Source organism: Actinomadura roseirufa (genome assembly GCF_900659635.1).
GTDB classification, from domain to species: domain Bacteria; phylum Actinomycetota; class Actinomycetes; order Streptosporangiales; family Streptosporangiaceae; genus Spirillospora; species Spirillospora roseirufa.
On record NZ_CAACVB010000047.1, the window covers coordinates 1 to 18,252 of the forward strand.

The window sequence follows — 18,252 nt, forward strand, 5'->3', positions numbered from 1 at the left end:
CCGTGCAGGCGCGCCCGCGGGCGCAGCAGCGGCGGCAGCCGCCCGACTGCGCGCGGCTCAGGTGCGTGGCGCTGACGTTCGACGACGGGCCCGCCGAGAGCACCGGCCGGCTGCTCGACGTGCTCGCGGCCCGGCAGGTGCGGGCCACGTTCTTCCTGATCGGGGAGAACGCCGCGGCCCACCCCGAGATGGTGCGCCGCGAGGTCGCGGCCGGGCACGAGGTCGCCAACCACAGCTACACGCACGCCGACCTGGGACGGGCGTCCCAGAAGAAGATCATGTCAGAGCTGACCCGGACGCAGGACGCGGTGCGGCGGGCGTCCGGGGTGACGCCGGTGCTGCTGCGGCCGCCCTACGGGTCCACGAGCCGGCGGCTGACGAGGGACGCCCGGCGGCTGGGGCTGTCCCAGATCCTGTGGACGGTGGACCCACTCGACTGGGAGATCCGCGACACCGGCTCGGTGGAGCGGCGAGTGATGAAGGAGGTGCGGCCGGGGAACGTGGTGCTGATGCACGATATCCATCCGACGACGGTGGCGGCCGTTCCCCGGATCCTGGACCGGCTGTCGGCCAAGGGGTACGTGTTCGTCACCGTGACGGAGCTGTTCGGCGGCGAACTCGTCCCTGGGGAGCAGTACGTCCAGCGCTAACTCAGGGGCGCCTCAGGGTCATCCCGGATGGTTCCGGGGCGCGGGGCGGCGCACCATGAGGCCATGGACAGTTATGCGGTGGGGGATCTCCGGGTCTCGGACGCCGAGCGCGACCAGGTCGTCCAGCGACTCCAGGACGCGTACGCCGAGGGCCGCATCGACAACGACGAACTCGACATGCGCAGCCATCTGGCCATGACGGCCAAGACGCGCAGCGATCTGGGCGTGGTGACCCGGGACCTGGTGCCCGTCACGACCGGCGCCGTGACCCGTTCTGAGGAGCCGACCGGTGAGGACCGGATGCTCGCGGCGGCCGCGCACGCGGTCGCGGTGCCGACGCTGTTCGTCGGGCCCCTCCTGCTGATGCTGCTGAGCGGCAAGCGGTCGGAGTACATCCGGCGGCAGGCGCGGGAGGCGGTGAACTTCCAGATCACGCTGCTGCTGGTCACGATCGTGACGTTCGGGGTCGGCGGGCTGCTGTACGCGGTGGCGTGGATCCTGGCGGCGGTCGCGGCGGTGTTCGCGCTGACCGGCCAGACGTTCCGCTACCCCTGGATCCTGCGCCTGGTGAAGTAACGGCGCCCGCCCTCCGCATGTTTCGCCGCGCCGACGGCGCGGCGAACGTTTGTTTCCGCGGGTCCACGGGGAAAAGTCGACGTGGCCGCATTCGCGGTGCGGTCGCGACCTGGAGGGCCTCCGGTGCTGGACGAACGCTCTGTTGCTTTATTCCCTTCCCTGCCTGTGATGACCCTAACGTCCGACTTATATGGAACGTACATGGGATGATCGCTTAACTGTGTGAGGGAGGGGCAGATGACGGAGCTTGCGATCAAGGGCGATCACCAGCGGGCGGTGGAGACGCTCAGGAGGTCCTACGAGGCGATCCCGGCGGGCGCGCCGGTACGGCTGGCCAAGCGGACCTCGAACCTGTTCCGGTGGCGGGACCCCTCGGACGCGCCGGGCCTGGACGTGTCGGGCTTCGACCGGGTCCTGGAGGTGGACCCCGGGGAGCGGACGGCCCTGGTCCAGGGCATGACGACCTATGAGGACCTCGTCGACGCGACGCTCGCGCACGGGCTGATGCCCACGGTCGTCCCGCAGCTGAAGACGATCACGCTGGGCGGGGCGGTGACGGGCCTCGGCATCGAGTCGACGTCGTTCCGCGACGGGCTGCCGCACGAGGCCGTCCTGGAGATGGAGGTCCTCACCGGCGACGGGGAGATCGTCACCGCGACGCGCGACAACGAGCACGCCGATCTGTTCTACGGGTTTCCCAACTCGTACGGGACGCTCGGTTACGGCCTGCGATTGAAGATCGAACTGCGTCCGGTGCGCCCGTTCGTGCGGTTGCGGCATCTGCGGTTCGGGGACGCGGCGGAACTGGCCCGCGCGATGGCCGAGATCACCGAGTCGGGCCGTTTCGAGGGTGAGACCGTCGACTTCATGGACGGCACGGTCTTCGGCGCGCGCGAGCAGTACATCACGCTCGGCTTCTTCGCCGACTCGGCGCCCTACACCTCGGACTACACGGGTCAGAAGATCTATTACAGGTCGATTCAGGAGCGGTCCGTCGACTTCCTGACGATCCGCGACTATCTGTGGCGCTGGGACACCGACTGGTTCTGGTGCTCGGGCGCGTTCGGCGTCCAGAACCCCACGGTGCGGCGGCTCTGGCCCGACAAGGCCAAGCGATCCGACGTGTACCGCAAGCTGGTCGCCTACGACCGCCGGTATCACGTCTTGGCGCGCGTGGAGCGGTGGCGGGGCCTGCGGCCGCGCGAGGACGTCATCCAGGACATCGAGGTGCCGGTCGAGCGGCTTTCCGAGTTCCTGGACTTCTTCCACGAGAAGGTCGGCATGAGCCCGGTCTGGCTGTGCCCCCTGCGTGCGAAGGAGGAGTGGCCGCTCTACCCGCTGGAGACGGGGCGGACGTACGTGAACGTCGGCTTCTGGGGGACGGTCCGGCTGCCACCGGGGCAGATCCCCGAGTACCACAACCGTCTCATCGAGCGCAGGGTCGCGGCCCTTGACGGGCACAAGTCCCTCTACTCGACTGCTTTTTACAGCAGGGACGAGTTCTGGCGGTACTACGACGGGGAGACCTACCGGCGGCTCAAGGGGGCCTACGACCCCGGCGGGCGGCTGCTGGACCTCTACGACAAGTGCGTGCGCGGGCGCTGATCGGCGTCCGTCGCGATCGGGGGGGGAGGACCCCGGAAGGGGGACGGGCGGCCGACCATGCCCGTCCCGCCCGGGGGCGAGAGACAGGAGGGATCAAGATGACGCTGGCCAGGGTCTTCGAGCAGCTCGCCGGGGCTGAGGCGCCAGTGGAGTTCACGGCGTACGACGGGACGCGGGCGGGGGTGCCCGGCGCCGACATCAGGTTCGACGTTCGCTCGCCGTACGCGGTGTCCTATCTGGTGCATTCGCCGGGGGCGCTGGGGCTGGCGCGCGCCTATGTCAGCGGCATGATCGATGTCAGCGGGGACATGGTCACGGCGCTGACGACGATGCAGCAGGTCCTCGGGGACGTGACGCCGCGCGACAAGGCGCGGATCATCCGTTCGGTGCTGGGCGACCCGCTGCTGCGCGGGGCGATCTCCCGGCGGCTGGACCCGCCGCCGCAGGAGGCGCCGTTCAGCCGCGTCCCGACGTGGCTCCGGCACTCCAAGCGGCGGGACGCGAAGGCCATCTCGCACCACTACGACGTGTCCAACACCTTCTATGAGTGGGTCCTCGGGCCGTCGATGGCCTACACCTGTGCCTGTTACCCGACGGAGGACGCGACCCTGGAGGAGGCGCAGTTCTTCAAGCACGACCTCGTGGCCAGGAAGCTCGGGCTTGAGCCCGGCATGCGGCTGCTGGACGTCGGGTGCGGCTGGGGCGGCATGGTGATGCACGCCGCCAAGGAGTACGGGGTGCGGGCGCTCGGCGTGACGCTGTCGAAGCAGCAGGCCGAGTGGGCGCAGAAGGCCATCGCCGACCGGGGCCTGTCCGACCTCGCCGAGGTGCGCTTCCTGGACTACCGGGACGTGGCCGAGACGGGATTCGACGCGATCAGCTCGATCGGCCTCACCGAGCACATCGGCAAGGCCAACCTGCCGTCCTACTTCGGGTTCCTGCACGGCAAGCTGAAGAAGGGCGGGCGGATGCTGAACCACACCATCACCCGCCCGGACAACCTGGCCCCGTCCATCAAGCAGGGCGGGTTCATCAACCGGTACGTGTTCCCGGACGGGGAGCTCGAGGGTCCCGGCCACATCCAGTCGCAGATGAACGACGCGGGGTTCGAGATCCGCCACCAGGAGAACCTGCGCGAGCACTACGCGCGGACGCTCACGGGGTGGTGCCGCAACCTCGACGAGCACTGGGACGAGGCCGTCGCCGAGGTCGGCGAGGGCACGGCCCGCGTGTGGCGGGTGTACATGGCGGGCTGCGTTCTGGGCTTCAACCAGAACTGGATCCAGCTGCACCAGACGCTGGGCGTCAAGCTGGACGACGACGGGGAGAGCCGCATGCCGCTGCGCCCCACCTGGCTGGGGTGACGCGGGCTCCGCTCCCGCACGAACACCGAAGAGCCGGCAGGGTCCTCCCCGCCGGCTCTTCCGTGTTCCCGGACGCGCGTCACGGCACGGGTCCAGAGCACGGGCCCGGCAAGGGTCACAGCACCTCGAGGGTGCCCGTGATCTGATCGGCCTCCGGCGGCATCGTGCCCTCCTTGGCGGTGACGGTGAGGGAGCACGCGCGGCTGCCGTCGCCGACCTGGACCTGCCGCCCGGTGAGCGTCCCGGCGGCGGACCGGAGCGTGTAGGTGGTGCGGATGCCGGGGCGCCCGGCGACGGTGGTCCGGGTGATCTCGACGTCCTGGGCGCCGAGCTGGTTCATGCCGAGCCGGGTACCGGTCTCCAGCGCCTCGACCGAGGACGCGGGGGACGGGGTGCACAGCGCGTTGACGTTGGTGGCGTAGCCCTTCTGCGCGGACTCGGACTCGACGGCGTAGACGGCCTTCTGGCGGCCGAGCAGGGAGAGGCTCTGCCGCAGCAGCTCCTCGTTCGCGCCCTGCAGGCCGAGCCGCTTCAGGCCCTCCTCGGCCTCGCCGGAGGTGAGGTCGATCTCGACCCAGCCTTCGGGGACCGACATGCGCACGCCGTTCTCGGACCCGCCGATCGTCTTCCAGCCCGCCGGGACCCCGCCGGCGGGGGCGGCGGCCGGGGGGTCGGTGGGAGAGGCGGTCGCGGGCGGCGTCGGGGGGACGGCCCCTTCGACGGGTGCGGCCGGCGTGGCCGGAACGGGCGGCGGCGAGGCGCTCTGGTCGTCGCCCAGGCAGCCGGTGAGGGAGAGGGCGGCGGCGGCTCCCGCCACCGCGCAGGTGAGCACCCGGCGGACCATGATCGGTTCCTTTCGCTCCACAGTGTGTGAAAAGGGATGCAATGGACGATAACGGGGTTCGCTCGGCGAGATGTGCTCTACGTCACATGATCGCTCCGGTCCCTCGGCCAGGCGAGGCTCCGTTCGCTGACCTCATCCGGCCGGTCGAGATGGGGGAGGGGCCTGCGTCCAGGACGAGCGCTGCGCGCGGCCCCCCGGACAGGGTGGCGAGCAGGGCGCCCGAGGCGCCACCCGGGGGCGTGATGTCCGCACCGAGGCGGCCGTCCACCGAGCGCGCCGGACCGTTGTTCGATCCCGCCGTGGAGGACGGCGAGGACGGCGAGGACGGCGAGGACGGCGAGGACGATGAGGACGGTGAGGAGGACGGTGAGGGAGGTGGGGACGGCGAGGACGATGAGGACGGTGAGGAGGACGGTGAGGGAGGTGGGGACGATGAGGACGATGAGGACGGTGAGGAGGACGGTGAGGGAGGTGGGGACGATGAGGACGATGAGGAGGACGGTGAGGGCGGGGCGGTGAGGACGGTGAGGACGCGGCACGGGGTACTGCGCGTGCTCCTGGCGGGCCGGAGCTGCGCGACCGCCAGGCCCACCCGGCTCTGCGCCGGGTCCACACCCGAGCACAGCGACCACCGGCGGGCCGACACCGTCCTGGAGCACCTTGGGGCCGACCCCGCATCCCTGGAACTGCTCACCGGGAGCAGGCTCGCTTTGTACGGCCCCGCCGCGCCCGCCCGCTGACGGCCCGCCGGGGCGAGTCTCGTCGGCGGGCCGGCCGCGCCGCGACCTGGGCCCGGCACCTGCGTCCGGGCCCGTATCCCTCGGGCCGGTCTAGCGCAGCTCGCGCTTGAGGATCTTGCCCGTGGCGGTCATCGGCAGTTCCTCGCGGAACTCGACGATCCGCGGGTACTTGTAGGCCGCGAACTGCTCTTTGCCCCAGGCCACCAGCTCGTCCTCGGTGACGGTGGCCTCCGGCGCGCGGATCACGTACGCCTTGATCTCCTCGCCGTGGGTCGGGTGCGCGACGCCCACCACCGCGGCCAGCGACACCTGCGGGTGGGTCATGAGGACCTCTTCCAGCTCCCGCGGGTACACGTTGTAACCGCCCCGGATGATCATGTCCTTGGAGCGGTCGATGATGTAGTAGTAGCCGTCCTCGTCGCGGCGCGCCACGTCCCCGGTGCGGAACCAGCCGTCCCGCATCGCCTCGGCGGTGTCCTCCGGCCGGCCGTAGTAGCCCTTCATGACGTTGTGGCCGCGGATGGCGATCTCCCCGGGCCCCTCGCCCTCGATCTCCTTCCACTCCTCGTCGATGAGCCTCATCTCCACGCCCCACACGGGAAGGCCGATCGACCCGGCTCGCGCCGGGCGGTCGGGGCGGTTGAAGGAGGCCACCGGGGACGTCTCCGAGAGGCCGTAGCCCTCCAGGACGCCCACCCCGAACTTCTCCTTGACGCCCTTGAGGACCTCCATCGGCAGCGCCGCGCCGCCCGAGACCGCCACGCGGAGGTTGTCGCGGATCGTACTGACGTCCTCGGCCGAGGTGTCGTCGTTGAGCAGCGCCCAGTACATGGTCGGGACGCCGGCGAAGAAGTTCACCTTCTCCTTGACCATCAGCTCGACGGCCTGCTTCGCGTCGAACCGCGGCTGCAGCACCAGCGTCGCCCGCCGGTAGAAGCCGACGTTCTGCACGCACGTCTGCCCGAAGATGTGGAACAGGGGCAGCGTCACCAGGGACGTGTCGTGCAGCGTCCGGTAGAACAGCGTGTCGTCGACCATCGCGTTCATCAGCAGGTTGCCGTGGCTGAGCTCGGCGCCCTTGGGCCGTCCCGTCGTCCCGCTGGTGTAGATGATCACGGCGGTGTCGTCCGGCCCGGTCCGCGCGGTGTCGAACGTTCCGGGCAGGCCCGCCAGCGCCGACCAGAACAGCTCCGCGCCCGCGATCGGCGACTCGGCCGTCGCCAGGCTCGCCGGCATGAGGAAGAAGTGCTCGCAGGCCCCGGCCCGCTCGAACCCCGCGTACCCCATCTCGCCCAGCGGCAGTTCCGGCGTCCCCTCGAAGCAGAACAGCGCCTTGGCCTCCGAGTCGGCCAGGTGGTAGGCGATCTCCCGCGGCTTGAGCAGCACGTTCAGCGGGACGACGATCGCGCCCGCCTTGAGCGCCCCGAAGTACACCATCGGGAAGTACGGCAGGTTGGGGGTCGAGAGCGCCACCTTGTCGCCCGGTCCGATGCCGCGGGCCCGCAGCAGGTTCGCGACCTGGTTCGCGACCGAGTCGACGAAGGAGTACGAGAGCCGGATGTCCCCGAAAACGACCGCCTCGCGGTCGGGCGTCTCCCTGGCGGCGTCCTCCAGCAGCACGGACAGATTGAGCATGGCACTCCTCGTGCGAACGGGTCACCGCCGGTTGTTACCGACGAGTGTATGAATCGTTCCGCACATCCTGCTCCATGCTCTACTGCCTGCGTCAACACCTTGGCGGCAGCCGGACGCGCTCCGGCCGGCGTGCGCGGGGGCCGGAGCGCGGCGTGGAGAAGACCGCGGGGGCCGGTCGGGATGCGCGGTCCCGGCCGGCCCCCGGGCGCGGGCGGAGAGCGACGGTGCCCGCGGGAGGGTGGCCTTGAAGCCTCGGGACGTCAGCCGAAGTCGACGTCCGAGCACTGGTAGAAGGCGTTACCGGTGTCGGCGATGTCCCAGACGGCCAGGACGAGATGCCGGCCGTGCCTGGCGGGCAGTGAGCCGACATGGGAGACGGCCTGGGCGAGCTGCCTGCCCCGCCCGTTCACCTGGAGGAACGGTGTGAGGTCGAGGGAGGCGCGGGTGAGCGGCTGCGCCGGGTTCCAGCCGTCCTTGGTGAGGAAGTAGCGAAACGACGCGGTGGCGTGCGGCACGGTCAGGTTCCACGAGAAGGTGTAGGACTGGCCGCTGGTGAGCTTCGTCGCGGGCCACTGGCCTCCGCGCGGGTCGTCCAGCGGGGCCCAGCGGCCGTCGCCGGCGGCGCAGATCCTGCCGTCGCCGGGGCCGGAGCGGGGGAATCCCTTGGGGCCTTCGACGCTCATCGGCTCCCATTGGATGTCGCCGCAGTTCTTCACCGTGCCCCGTCCGCAGAGCAGGGACCGGCTGATGGGAGCGGTGGTGTAGCCGTGGGAGAGGGCCGGGGCCGCGACCGCGACGGTCAGGCCGGCCGACGCCACGGCGGTCAGGGCGAGTGTCCTCTTGCGTAAACGAGGAATCCGGGGGACGTGCGACGTGCTGGGCATACGCGAACCTCCTCGGCGGGGTGGCCAGGCGGGGGTGACCTGTGGGAGTCGGTAGCCGCTGCGGGGCGGGAGCCAGGGAGCGGGAACTTCTTATAGGAAACCTTCCTATTGATTCGGTGACCCCACCATGACGCCGGTCCGGCCGCGAACCCAAGCGATTGGCCGGATCCGGCCGCCGCTCGCGTCCGGCCGCCCCGGGGTGATCGCCGCCCGGCCCCCTCCCGGCCATGTGATCCCGTTACGATGTGCGGTCCCGGCGAGAAAGGGTGCGACATCTTGATCATTTTCGGCTGGCGGGTGGTCTTCTTCACCCTGACCAGGGGGGTCTTCCACTGTCCGGACTGCGGCGGGGATCGCGACTACCGCCGCCGGCAGGGCCGCAACTTCTTCACCCTGTTCTTCATCCCGGTCATCCCGCTGATGAAGACCGGCGGCGAGTTCGTCGAGTGCGACACCTGCCACGGCCGCTGGAGCCCCGGCGTCCTGGACGTCCCCACCACCGCGCAGCTCGCCCTGATGCCCGCGATGCTCCTGCGCATGGCCATCGCCCAGGTGCTGCGGTCCGGCGACTACACCCACGCCGCCGCCCGCACGCGCGCCGTCGGCGTCGTCCGCGAGGCGGGCGAGCGCGGCTATGACGACGCGGCGCTGAACGCCGACCTCGGCCGCCCGTTCGACGAGGTCCGCGTCGAGATGGGCCGGGCGTCCTCGGCGCTCGCCCCCGAGGCCCGGGAGAGCATCCTGCGCGCCGCGGCCGAGATCGCCCTGACCGACGGCCCGCTCAGCGTGTCGGAGGAGGAGACCCTGTCCGCGGTCGGCGCCGACCTGGGACTCACCCGCGTCCAGGTGACCGGCGTCGTCTCGCTCGCCCGGCAGGCGTCCGGGCACTGACCGCCGGCCCCCGGCGGCCGATAAACCCCCCGGGACGGCTTGCGGCTGCGCTATTCTTCCTGTATGCCAAGGCTGCTCCTCGACTGACCGCGCCGACGATCCGACGTCGGCGTGGTGGCCCCTCCTGTGCGAGGGGCCGTTTCATGTCGGGGGGCCGCCCCACCACCCTGTTGATGGAATCCGGAGTCTGGAAGCGTGAGCGACGAGCAGTACGACCCACGGGCGGTTCAGGACAAGTGGCAGGCCCGCTGGGCGGAGCTCGACCCCTTCGCGGCCGGCGGTGACGACGACGGCCGCGAGCGGCGCTACGCGCTGGACATGTTCCCCTACCCCAGCGGCGACCTGCACATGGGGCACGCCGAGGCGTTCGCCATCGGCGACGTCGTCGCGCGCTACTGGTTCCAGCGCGGATACGACGTCCTGCACCCCATCGGCTGGGACTCCTTCGGCCTGCCCGCCGAGAACGCCGCCATCAAGCGCGACTCGCACCCCGCCGAGTGGACCTACGCCAACATCGAGACGCAGGCCGCGTCCTTCCAGCGCTACGCGCCCTCGTTCGACTGGACGCGGCGCCTGCACACCTCCGACCCCGAGTACTACAAGTGGACGCAGTGGCTGTTCCTGCGCTTCTACGAGCGGGGCCTGGCCTACCGCAAGGGCGGGCACGTCAACTGGTGCCCGAAGGACCAGACCGTCCTGGCCAACGAGCAGGTCGTCGGCGGCCACTGCGAGCGCTGCGGGACGCTGGTCGAGAAGCGCGTGCTGACCCAGTGGTACTTCAAGATCACGGACTACGCCGACCGGCTGCTGGACGACATGGAGCAGCTGGAGGGCAAGTGGCCCGAGCGGGTGCTGCTGATGCAGCGCAACTGGATCGGCCGCTCCAAGGGGGCCGACGTCGACTTCGTCATCGAGGGCCGTGACGAGCCGGTCACCGTCTACACCACCCGTCCCGACACGCTGTACGGCGCGACCTTCATGGTCGTCGCGGCCGACGCCGCCCTGGCCGAGGAGGTCTGCGCCCCCGACCAGCGCGCCGCGTTCGAGGCGTACCGGGAGGAGGTCTCGCGCGAGAGCGAGATCGAGCGGCTGTCCGCCGAGCGCGAGAAGACCGGTGTCTTCCTGGGCCGCTACGCGGTCAACCCGGTGAACGGCGAGCGGCTGCCGATCTGGGCCTCGGACTACGTGCTGGCCGAGTACGGGCATGGCGCGATCATGGCGGTCCCCGCGCACGACCAGCGCGACCTGGACTTCGCGCTGAAGTTCGGGCTGCCCGTCCGGGTCGTGGTGGAGACCGGCCTGCCCGACCCGGCCGAGACCGGCGTCGCCGCGTCCGGCGACGGGCGGATCGTGAACTCCGGCCCGATCGACGGGCTGGACAAGGCCGACGGCATCGCCCGGATCATCGAGGTGCTGGACGAACGTGGCACCGGGCGCGCCGCGGTGAACTTCCGCCTGCGCGACTGGCTGGTGTCCCGGCAGCGGTTCTGGGGCTGCCCGATCCCGATCGTCCACTGCGCGGCGTGCGGCGAGGTGCCCGTCCCGGACGAGCAACTGCCCGTCCGGCTGCCGGAGGGCCTGCGCGGCGCCGACCTGGCGCCCAAGGGCACCTCACCGCTGGCCGCCGCCGCCGGCTGGGTCGACGTCGAGTGCCCCAAGTGCGGCGGCGCCGCCCGGCGCGACACCGACACCATGGACACCTTCGTCGACTCGTCCTGGTACTTCTTCCGCTACTGCTCGCCCCGTCACGAGGGCGGGCCGTTCGACGTGGAGCAGGTCCGCCGGTGGATGCCGGTCGACCAGTACACCGGCGGCGTCGAGCACGCCATCCTGCACCTGCTGTACGCCCGGTTCTTCACCAAGGTCCTGCACGACATGGGCATGGTCGACTTCACCGAGCCGTTCAACCGGCTGCTGAACCAGGGCCAGGTGATCCTGAACGGCAGCGGGATGTCCAAGTCCACCGGCAACCTGGTCGACCTGGGCGAGCAGATCGGCGAGTTCGGGGTGGACGTCGTCCGGCTGGCGATGCTGTTCTCCGGGCCGCCCGAGGACGACATCGACTGGGCCGACGTGTCCCCGCACGGCATGTCCAAGTTCCTGGCACGGGTGCACCGGATCGCGGCGGAGGTCACCTCCGCGCCGGGCACCGCCCCCGGATCCGGCCACGCCGAGCTGCGCCGTGCCACCGCCCGCGCCGTCGACGAGGCGACCAAGCTGGTCGAGGCGCAGCGCTTCAACGTCGCGATCGCCCGGATCATGGAGCTGGTCACCGCGACCCGCAAGGCCATCGACTCGGGCCCCGGCGCCGCCGACCCGGCCGTCCGCGAGGCCGCCGAGGCGATCACCGTGCTGCTGTCGCTGTTCGCCCCCTACACCGCCGAGGAGGCATGGGAAGTGCTGGGCGGCTCCGCGCCGGTCGTCCGCGCGGGCTGGCCGTCCGCCGACCCGGCGCTGCTGGTGGAGGAGTCGGTCACCTGCGTCGTGCAGGTCGCCGGCAAGGTCCGCGACCGGCTGGAGGTGGCGCCCGGCGTCTCCGGCGAGGAGCTGGAGCGGCTGGCGCTGGCCTCCGCCAAGGTCCAGGACGCGCTGGACGGCGCGGAGATCGCCAAGATCATCGTCCGCGCACCCAAGATCGTCAACATCGTCCCGAAGCGCTAGGACGCGCGAGGGGCCGCCGGGATCTCCCGGCGGCCCCTCGCGTTCCGGTCCCCGGCGCAGCCGGTGACCGGTCACTCGCCGTCACCGGTCACCGTGCGTCACCGGTGACGCGGTGTCACCTCTCGCGGTCTCACATCTTGCGCAGGACCGCCACCACGCGCCCGAGCACGGACGCCTCGTCGCCCGGGATGGGCTCGTAGGCGGAGTTCTGCGGCATCAGCCAGATGTGGCCGTCCTTGCGCTTGAAGGTCTTCACCGTGGCCTCGCCGTCGATCATGGCCGCGACGATGTCGCCCTGCTCGGCCACCGGCTGCTGGCGGACCACGACCCAGTCGCCGTCGGCGATCGCGGCCTCGATCATCGAGTCACCGGTGACCTTCAGCAGGAAGTGCGTGCCCTCACCGACCAGCTGCTTGGGCAGCGTGAACACGTCCTCCACCGCCTCCTCGGCCAGGATCGGGCCACCGGCGGCGATGCGGCCCACGAGCGGCACGTAGGCGGGCGCGGGCTGGGCGGGGGACTGCTGCCCGCCGCCGGCCTCGTAGGCGTCGGGCTCGGTGCGCACCGGCGTCGCGCCGGGCACGCGCACCTCGACCGCGCGGGGGCGGTTGGGGTCGCGCCGCAGGAAGCCCTTGCGCTGGAGCGCCCGGAGCTGGTGCGACACGCTGGAGGTGCTGGTCAGGCCGACGGCCTCGCCGATCTCGCGCATCGAGGGCGGATAGCCCCGGCGCTGGACCGAGTCGCGGATCACCTCCAGCACCATGCGCTGCCGTTGCGTCAGGCCCGTCTCGTCCATGGGCCCGTCGGGCAGCTCCCGGACCTTGCTCATCGCTCGTCGCCTCCCGGGCGCCTCGATCCGTCGTCACTCCTTGTCATGGAACGTTATCGCGTCCGGGCGGAATGATCAAACAATTGTTCGAAGATGTCCTCGCTTTTCGGTGACGGCCTGCGGTAGAACATCGTACAGGCGTTCGATCGAAAATTCATTCGAACACGAGGAGTGGTGACATGTCGGGTTCGCCCCGTACCGGCCACGCTCCACCGCGGCTCACCCGCCGGGGGCGCGCGGTGCTGATCTCCTTCGCCGCCGCCTTAACCCTGATGGCGCTGTGGCTCTCCGGCGGTCCCGGCGCGCTGGCCGGCGGGCGTGACGGCGGGCGGGAAGGGGTGCCCGACCGGCGCCGGACCGTCGTCGTCGGGCCGGGTGACACGCTGTGGGAGATCGCCTCCGCCGCCACGCCCGGTTCCGACCCGCGCCGCGCCGTCCAGCGGATCATCGACCTCAACGGGCTCGGCGGCGACCCCGTGGTGCGGCCGGGCCAGGAGCTGATCGTCCCGTCCCGCTAGGGGTCTGCGGCCGCCTCGCCTGGGCATATGTCCTGGTAGATCCGTGTTGTGGGCGACGCCCGGCGACACGCCCGGGCTGGTGCGCGAGAGGCTCGATGTGACCTGGGTCTACGCGCGGGACGCCCGTTCCAGGTTGCGTAGCCCTGTCCGGGCCCCTACGGTTGACCACAACATCTAGTAGTTACACCGATGGGATTTTCCACAGGTTGTGTTTCTTGTGGACCTTCTCCAGGGTGGCGCGATTACGTTCAGGGGAGGGCCGAGGCATGCACTGCCCGTTCTGCCGCAACCCTGACACGAAAGTGATCGACAGCCGTTCGACCGACGACGGCGCGGCCATTCGGCGCCGCCGGTCGTGCGCGGAATGCGGCAAGCGATTCACCACGCAGGAGAATGTGCTCGTCATGGTGGCCAAGCGCAGCGGGGTCACCGAGCCGTTCTCCCGGGAAAAGATCATTGCCGGGGTGCGCAGGGCCTGCCAGGGCCGCCCGGTCGACGAGGATGCGCTCGCGAAGCTGGGACAGCGGGTCGAAGAGGCGATCAGATCGTCCGGATCCGCGGAAATCCCCTCGCACGAGATCGGCCTCGCGATCCTGGGGCCGCTCGGCGAACTCGACGAGGTCGCCTATCTGCGATTCGCCTCGGTCTACCGGAGCTTCGAGTCGCTGGACGACTTCGCCAAGGAGATCGAGACACTGCGGAAGGCCGGTTCCTCGGGGGAGCCCGGCCCGCCCCGCTAGGGGCGGTTCCGGCGACAACAGCAGCACACGTGAAAGCGCCACCGCGCCGGGCATGGCCCGCGCGGCGGCGGAGTTGTTCCTGAACAGGGCCCGGCGGGAGGGCCCGAGAGGGGGAAGGTCATGACGGAGACGGTGAGCGGCTCGCCGGCACGGCGCGGCAAGGGGGGCCGCAAAGGGCTGAAGATCGAGCGCATCTTCACCACGCCCGGCGTGCACCCGTACGACGAGCTGCGCTGGGAACGTCGTGACGTCGTCATGACCAACTGGCGCGACGGATCGGTCAACTTCGAGCAGCGCGGCGTCGAGTTCCCCGACTTCTGGTCCCTGAACGCCGTCAACATCGTCACGTCCAAGTACTTCCGCGGCGCCGTCGGCACGCCGCAGCGCGAGTGGAGCCTCAAGCAGCTCGTCGACCGCGTCGTCCGAAAGTACGTGGACACCGCTCTCGAGCAGGGCTATTTCGCCACCGAGCAGGACGCGGAGATCTTCGACCACGAGCTGAAGTACGCGCTGGTCCACCAGCTGTTCAGCTTCAACTCGCCGGTGTGGTTCAACGTCGGGACGAAGTCGCCCCAGCAGGTCTCGGCGTGCTTCATCCTGTCCGTGGACGACACGATGGAGTCGATCCTCGACTGGTACAAGGAAGAGGGCGTCATCTTCAAGGGCGGCTCCGGCGCCGGCCTGAACCTGTCCCGCATCCGCTCCAGCAAGGAACTGCTGTCGTCCGGCGGCACCGCCAGCGGCCCCGTGTCGTTCATGCGCGGCGCCGACGCGTCCGCCGGGACGATCAAGTCCGGGGGCGCGACCCGCCGGGCCGCCAAGATGGTCGTGCTGGACGTCGACCACCCCGACGTCGCCGAGTTCATCCAGACCAAGGCGCGCGAGGAGGACAAGATCCGCGCGCTGCGCGACGCCGGGTTCGACATGGACCTCGGCGGCCGTGACATCGGCAGCGTCCAGTACCAGAACGCCAACAACTCCGTCCGCGTGTCGGACGAGTTCATGCACGCCGTCGAGTCCGGCGGCGAGTTCGGGCTGCGCGCCCGGATGAGCGGCGAGGTCGTCGAGACCGTCCGGGCCAAGGAGCTGTTCCGGCTGATGGCGCGGGCGGCGTGGGAGTGCGCCGACCCCGGCATCCAGTACGACGACACGATCAACGCCTGGCACACCAACCCCGAGTCGGGCCGCATCACCGCGTCCAACCCCTGCTCGGAGTACATGTCGCTGGACAACTCGTCCTGCAACCTCGCCAGCATCAACCTGCTGAAGTTCCTCACCGCCGCGGGGACCTTCGACATCGCCAGGTTCGTCAGCCTCACCGAGCTGATCATCACGGCGATGGACGTCTCCATCACCTTCGCCGACTTCCCCACCGAGAAGATCGCCGAGACGACCCGCGACTACCGGCAGCTCGGCATCGGCTACGCCAACCTCGGCGCCCTGCTGATGGCCACCGGCCACGCCTACGACTCCGAGGGCGGCCGCTCCCTCGCCGCCACGGTCACCTCGCTGATGACCGCCGTCGCCTACCGCCGCTCCGCCGAGATCGCCGGCGTCGTCGGCCCCTACGCGGGCTACGCCCGCAACGCCGAGGGCCACAAGCGGGTGATGCGCAAGCACGCCGCCGCCAACGACGACGTCCGCACCCTCGACGACATGGACAAGGCCGTCCACGCCGCCGCCACCAAGCAGTGGCAGGAGTGCCTCAAGATCGGTGAGAGGAACGGGTACCGCAACGCCCAGGCGTCCCTCCTCGCGCCGACCGGCACCATCGGCCTGATGATGGACTGCGACACCACCGGCATCGAGCCCGACCTCGCGCTGGTGAAGTTCAAGAAGCTCGTCGGCGGCGGCTCCATGCAGATCGTCAACAACACGGTGCCGAACGCCCTGCGGAAGCTCGGCTACCAGCAGGAGCAGATCGAGGCGATCGTCGAGTACATCGGCGAGCACGGCCACGTCGTGGACGCCCCGGGCCTGCGGACCGAGCACTACGAGGTGTTCGACTGCGCGATGGGCGAGCGGGCGATCAGCCCGATGGGGCACGTCCGGATGATGGCGGCCACCCAGCCGTTCCTGTCCGGCGCGATCTCCAAGACCGTGAACATGCCGGAGCAGGCCACCATCGAGGACATCGAGAAGGTCTACTTCGAGGGCTGGAAGCTCGGCCTCAAGGCCCTGGCGATCTACCGCGACAACTGCAAGGTCGGCCAGCCGCTGTCCGCCGCGGGCAAGAAGGAGGAGCCGAAGGCCGCCCCGGCGCCGGCCGAGGTCCGGCCCGTCCGCCGCCGCCTGCCCAAGCAGCGCCCCGCCACCGTCACCCGCTTCTCCGTCGCGGGCGCCGAGGGCTACATGACGGCCTCGTCCTACCCGGACGATGGTCTCGGCGAGGTCTTCCTGAAGCTCGGCAAGCAGGGTTCCACCCTCGCCGGGGTCATGGACGCCTTCTCCGTGGCCATCTCCATCAGCCTCCAGTACGGCGTTCCCCTGGAGACCTGGGTGGAGAAGTTCACCAACATGAGGTTCGAGCCCGCCGGCATGACCGACGACCCGGACATCCGCATGGCGACCTCGGTGATGGACTACATCTTCCGCCGGCTCGCCCTGGACCACCTCTCCTACGACGAGCGCGCGGGCCTCGGCATCTTCACCGCCGAGGAACGCGCCATGCAGGCCAACGGCGAGGACCCCGCCACCCTGCACGCCGAGGAGGAGGTCGACCGCGAGACCCTCGCCCAGTCCGCGGCGATCACCCGTCCTGCGGCCCCGCCGTCCCAGGAGGCGCACTCCTCGATGGAGGTCATCGAGAGCCGCCAGGGCCGCACCGCCGACGCGCCGCTCTGCCTGACCTGCGGCACGAAGATGCGCCCCGCGGGCAGCTGCTACGTCTGCGAGGGCTGCGGCTCCACCAGCGGCTGCAGCTGAACGCGCGCGGATTCGCCCGTGACGCGGCACCCGGCCTGATCGGCGTGAAGCCGTAAGAGCAGGTCGGCGAGGGGGAGACGGCCATGGCCGTCTCCCCCTCGCCCACGCCATCACTTGGGGCCGTCCGCGGTGGTGGATGAGGCGCGACGCCGGATGGCCGGTCTGAGCGTCGGTGCTTTGTGATCGTGCCGGGGGAGACGTCGCGGATCCATTGTATGCTTTGCATGCAATGGAGGTGGGATGCAGGTCGACGTGGTGTACCGCAGGCTTCGCGAGCTGATCGTCGCGGGTGCGCATCCGCCGGGCGCGCGGCTCACGGAGATGGCGCTGAGCGAGGAGCTGGAGGTGAGCCGCACCCCGGTCCGCGAGGCGCTGCGCAGGCTGGAGAGCGACGGGCTCGTCCACGGTGCGGGACGCGGCGTGGTGGTGAACGCGCTGACGCCGGAATCCCTCGCCCACGCCTACGCGGTGCGGGCCGCGCTGGAGGCGCTCGCCGCCGAGCTGGCCGCCGGCCGGCAGCGCGCGGGACGGATCGCCCCGGCGGCGCTCGCCGACCTGGAGCGCGACGCGCTGCGGCTCGAGGAGGTGACGGCCGCGGGCGACCTGGACCGGGCGATCGAGCTGAACCGGCGGTTCCACCGCGGCATCGCCGAGCTGGCCGGCAACCCCATCGCGCTGGAGACCCTCGACCGCCTCTGGGACCGGATCGTCATCTCCACCCGGGCCTCGCTGGTCCCTCCGGACCGGCCGGAGACGGTGGCGGCCGAGCATCGGGAGCTGCTCCGGGCGATACGCGACGGCGAAGGCGCGGTCGCCGCGCGGATCGCCGGTGACCACGCGCGCGGCACGAACGCGACGCTGACGTGATCGGGGAGGACGAAGTGACGAGGACCCATCACTACGAGGTGACCGTCACCTGGACGGGCGACAGAGGTGCGGGCACCGCCTCCTACCGCGCCTACGACCGGGAGCACGAGGTGGAGTCGGGGGACAAGCCCGTGATCGGCGGCAGCTCCGACCCCGCCTTCCGCGGCGACCCGGACCGCTGGAACCCGGAGGAGCTGCTGGTCGCGTCCTTGTCGCAGTGCCACATGCTCTGGTACCTCCACCTGTGCTCGGTCGAAGGGGTGGTGGTCACCGCGTACCGCGACACCCCGCACGGGACCATGATCGAGACCGAGGACGGCGGGGGACGGTTCGAGGAGGTCGTCCTGCGTCCCGAGGTCCTCTTGGCCGATCCGGGACAGGCGGGGCGGGCCGCGAAGCTGCACGACCGCGCCCATGAGCTGTGCTTCATCGCCAACTCGGTGACGTTCCCCGTGCGGCACGAGCCGGTGGACGCCGTCAGCTGACGATGCTCTCGATCTCGCGATGGTGAGATCCTGGCACG

General features: G+C 70.6%; 17 protein-coding genes. 12 read left to right on the forward strand and 5 right to left on the reverse strand.

Annotated elements, in window-relative coordinates; genetic code table 11:
- From E1291_RS13175 to E1291_RS13190, 4 genes are all read left to right on the forward strand, one after another.
- Positions 1 to 650: polysaccharide deacetylase family protein (locus E1291_RS13175; protein WP_306434460.1), on the forward strand; the 650-nt coding region annotated here is incomplete at its 5' end.
- A gap of 63 nt (positions 651 to 713) precedes the next feature.
- Positions 714 to 1,226 (forward strand): DUF1707 and DUF4870 domain-containing protein, encoded by a 513-nt coding sequence (locus E1291_RS13180; RefSeq protein WP_131738062.1) that lies wholly within the window; start codon positions 714 to 716, stop codon positions 1,224 to 1,226.
- 237 nt (positions 1,227 to 1,463) lie between these two features.
- Entirely contained in the window at positions 1,464 to 2,831 is a 1,368-nt protein-coding gene (locus E1291_RS13185; RefSeq protein WP_131738063.1) for an FAD-binding oxidoreductase, read from the forward strand.
- A gap of 98 nt (positions 2,832 to 2,929) precedes the next feature.
- On the forward strand, positions 2,930 to 4,195 hold the full coding sequence (locus E1291_RS13190) for a class I SAM-dependent methyltransferase (protein ID WP_131738064.1): 1,266 nt from the start codon (positions 2,930 to 2,932) through the stop codon (positions 4,193 to 4,195).
- Between the two features lie 115 nt (positions 4,196 to 4,310).
- Here E1291_RS13190 and E1291_RS13195 read toward each other — a convergent pair whose 3' ends face one another.
- Both E1291_RS13195 and E1291_RS13200 read right to left on the reverse strand, forming a co-directional pair.
- The gene (locus E1291_RS13195) at positions 4,311 to 5,039 is read right to left on the reverse strand and encodes a hypothetical protein (RefSeq protein WP_131738065.1); all 729 of its coding nucleotides are present in this window, start codon (positions 5,037 to 5,039) and stop codon (positions 4,311 to 4,313) included.
- A 77-nt stretch (positions 5,040 to 5,116) separates the two neighbouring features.
- Positions 5,117 to 5,578: a hypothetical protein gene (locus tag E1291_RS13200; protein ID WP_131738066.1), complete on the reverse strand. Its 462-nt coding sequence runs from the start codon at positions 5,576 to 5,578 to the stop codon at positions 5,117 to 5,119.
- Between E1291_RS13200 and E1291_RS13205 the strand changes: the two genes are divergently transcribed.
- Positions 5,564 to 5,779, forward strand: a complete 216-nt coding sequence (locus tag E1291_RS13205; RefSeq protein ID WP_131738067.1) for a hypothetical protein — start codon at positions 5,564 to 5,566, stop codon at positions 5,777 to 5,779. The two genes, E1291_RS13200 and E1291_RS13205, sit on opposite strands and share 15 nt — an antisense overlap.
- Before the next feature lie 90 nt (positions 5,780 to 5,869).
- Here E1291_RS13205 and E1291_RS13210 read toward each other — a convergent pair whose 3' ends face one another.
- Both E1291_RS13210 and E1291_RS13215 read right to left on the reverse strand, forming a co-directional pair.
- On the reverse strand, positions 5,870 to 7,414 hold the full coding sequence (locus E1291_RS13210; protein WP_131738068.1) for a long-chain-fatty-acid--CoA ligase: 1,545 nt from the start codon (positions 7,412 to 7,414) through the stop codon (positions 5,870 to 5,872).
- A 260-nt stretch (positions 7,415 to 7,674) separates the two neighbouring features.
- Positions 7,675 to 8,298, reverse strand: a complete 624-nt coding sequence (locus E1291_RS13215) for a lytic polysaccharide monooxygenase auxiliary activity family 9 protein (RefSeq protein WP_131738069.1) — start codon at positions 8,296 to 8,298, stop codon at positions 7,675 to 7,677.
- A 276-nt stretch (positions 8,299 to 8,574) separates the two neighbouring features.
- Between E1291_RS13215 and E1291_RS13220 the strand changes: the two genes are divergently transcribed.
- Complete coding sequence (locus E1291_RS13220; protein WP_131738070.1) at positions 8,575 to 9,189, forward strand: TerB family tellurite resistance protein; 615 nt, start codon at positions 8,575 to 8,577, stop codon at positions 9,187 to 9,189.
- Between the two features lie 195 nt (positions 9,190 to 9,384).
- The gene (gene leuS, locus E1291_RS13225) at positions 9,385 to 11,850 is read left to right on the forward strand and encodes a leucine--tRNA ligase (RefSeq protein ID WP_131738071.1); all 2,466 of its coding nucleotides are present in this window, start codon (positions 9,385 to 9,387) and stop codon (positions 11,848 to 11,850) included.
- A 130-nt stretch (positions 11,851 to 11,980) separates the two neighbouring features.
- Here the strand turns inward: leuS and lexA are convergent, their stop codons facing one another.
- On the reverse strand, positions 11,981 to 12,679 hold the full coding sequence (gene lexA, locus E1291_RS13230) for a transcriptional repressor LexA (RefSeq protein WP_131738072.1): 699 nt from the start codon (positions 12,677 to 12,679) through the stop codon (positions 11,981 to 11,983).
- Positions 12,680 to 12,858: 179 nt separating this feature from the next.
- Here lexA and E1291_RS13235 point away from each other — a divergent pair, with 179 nt between their 5' ends.
- From E1291_RS13235 to E1291_RS13255, 5 genes are all read left to right on the forward strand, one after another.
- Positions 12,859 to 13,197: a LysM peptidoglycan-binding domain-containing protein gene (locus tag E1291_RS13235; protein WP_131738073.1), complete on the forward strand. Its 339-nt coding sequence runs from the start codon at positions 12,859 to 12,861 to the stop codon at positions 13,195 to 13,197.
- Positions 13,198 to 13,463: 266 nt separating this feature from the next.
- On the forward strand, positions 13,464 to 13,937 hold the full coding sequence (nrdR, locus tag E1291_RS13240) for a transcriptional regulator NrdR (RefSeq protein WP_131738074.1): 474 nt from the start codon (positions 13,464 to 13,466) through the stop codon (positions 13,935 to 13,937).
- 120 nt (positions 13,938 to 14,057) lie between these two features.
- Entirely contained in the window at positions 14,058 to 16,862 is a 2,805-nt protein-coding gene (locus E1291_RS13245) for a vitamin B12-dependent ribonucleotide reductase (protein WP_131738075.1), read from the forward strand.
- 240 nt (positions 16,863 to 17,102) lie between these two features.
- Positions 17,103 to 17,729, forward strand: coding sequence for a GntR family transcriptional regulator (locus E1291_RS13250; protein ID WP_131738076.1), 627 nt, complete (start codon positions 17,103 to 17,105; stop codon positions 17,727 to 17,729).
- A gap of 14 nt (positions 17,730 to 17,743) precedes the next feature.
- Positions 17,744 to 18,214, forward strand: a complete 471-nt coding sequence (locus E1291_RS13255; protein WP_131738077.1) for an OsmC family protein — start codon at positions 17,744 to 17,746, stop codon at positions 18,212 to 18,214.
- Positions 18,215 to 18,252 lie beyond the last annotated feature (38 nt).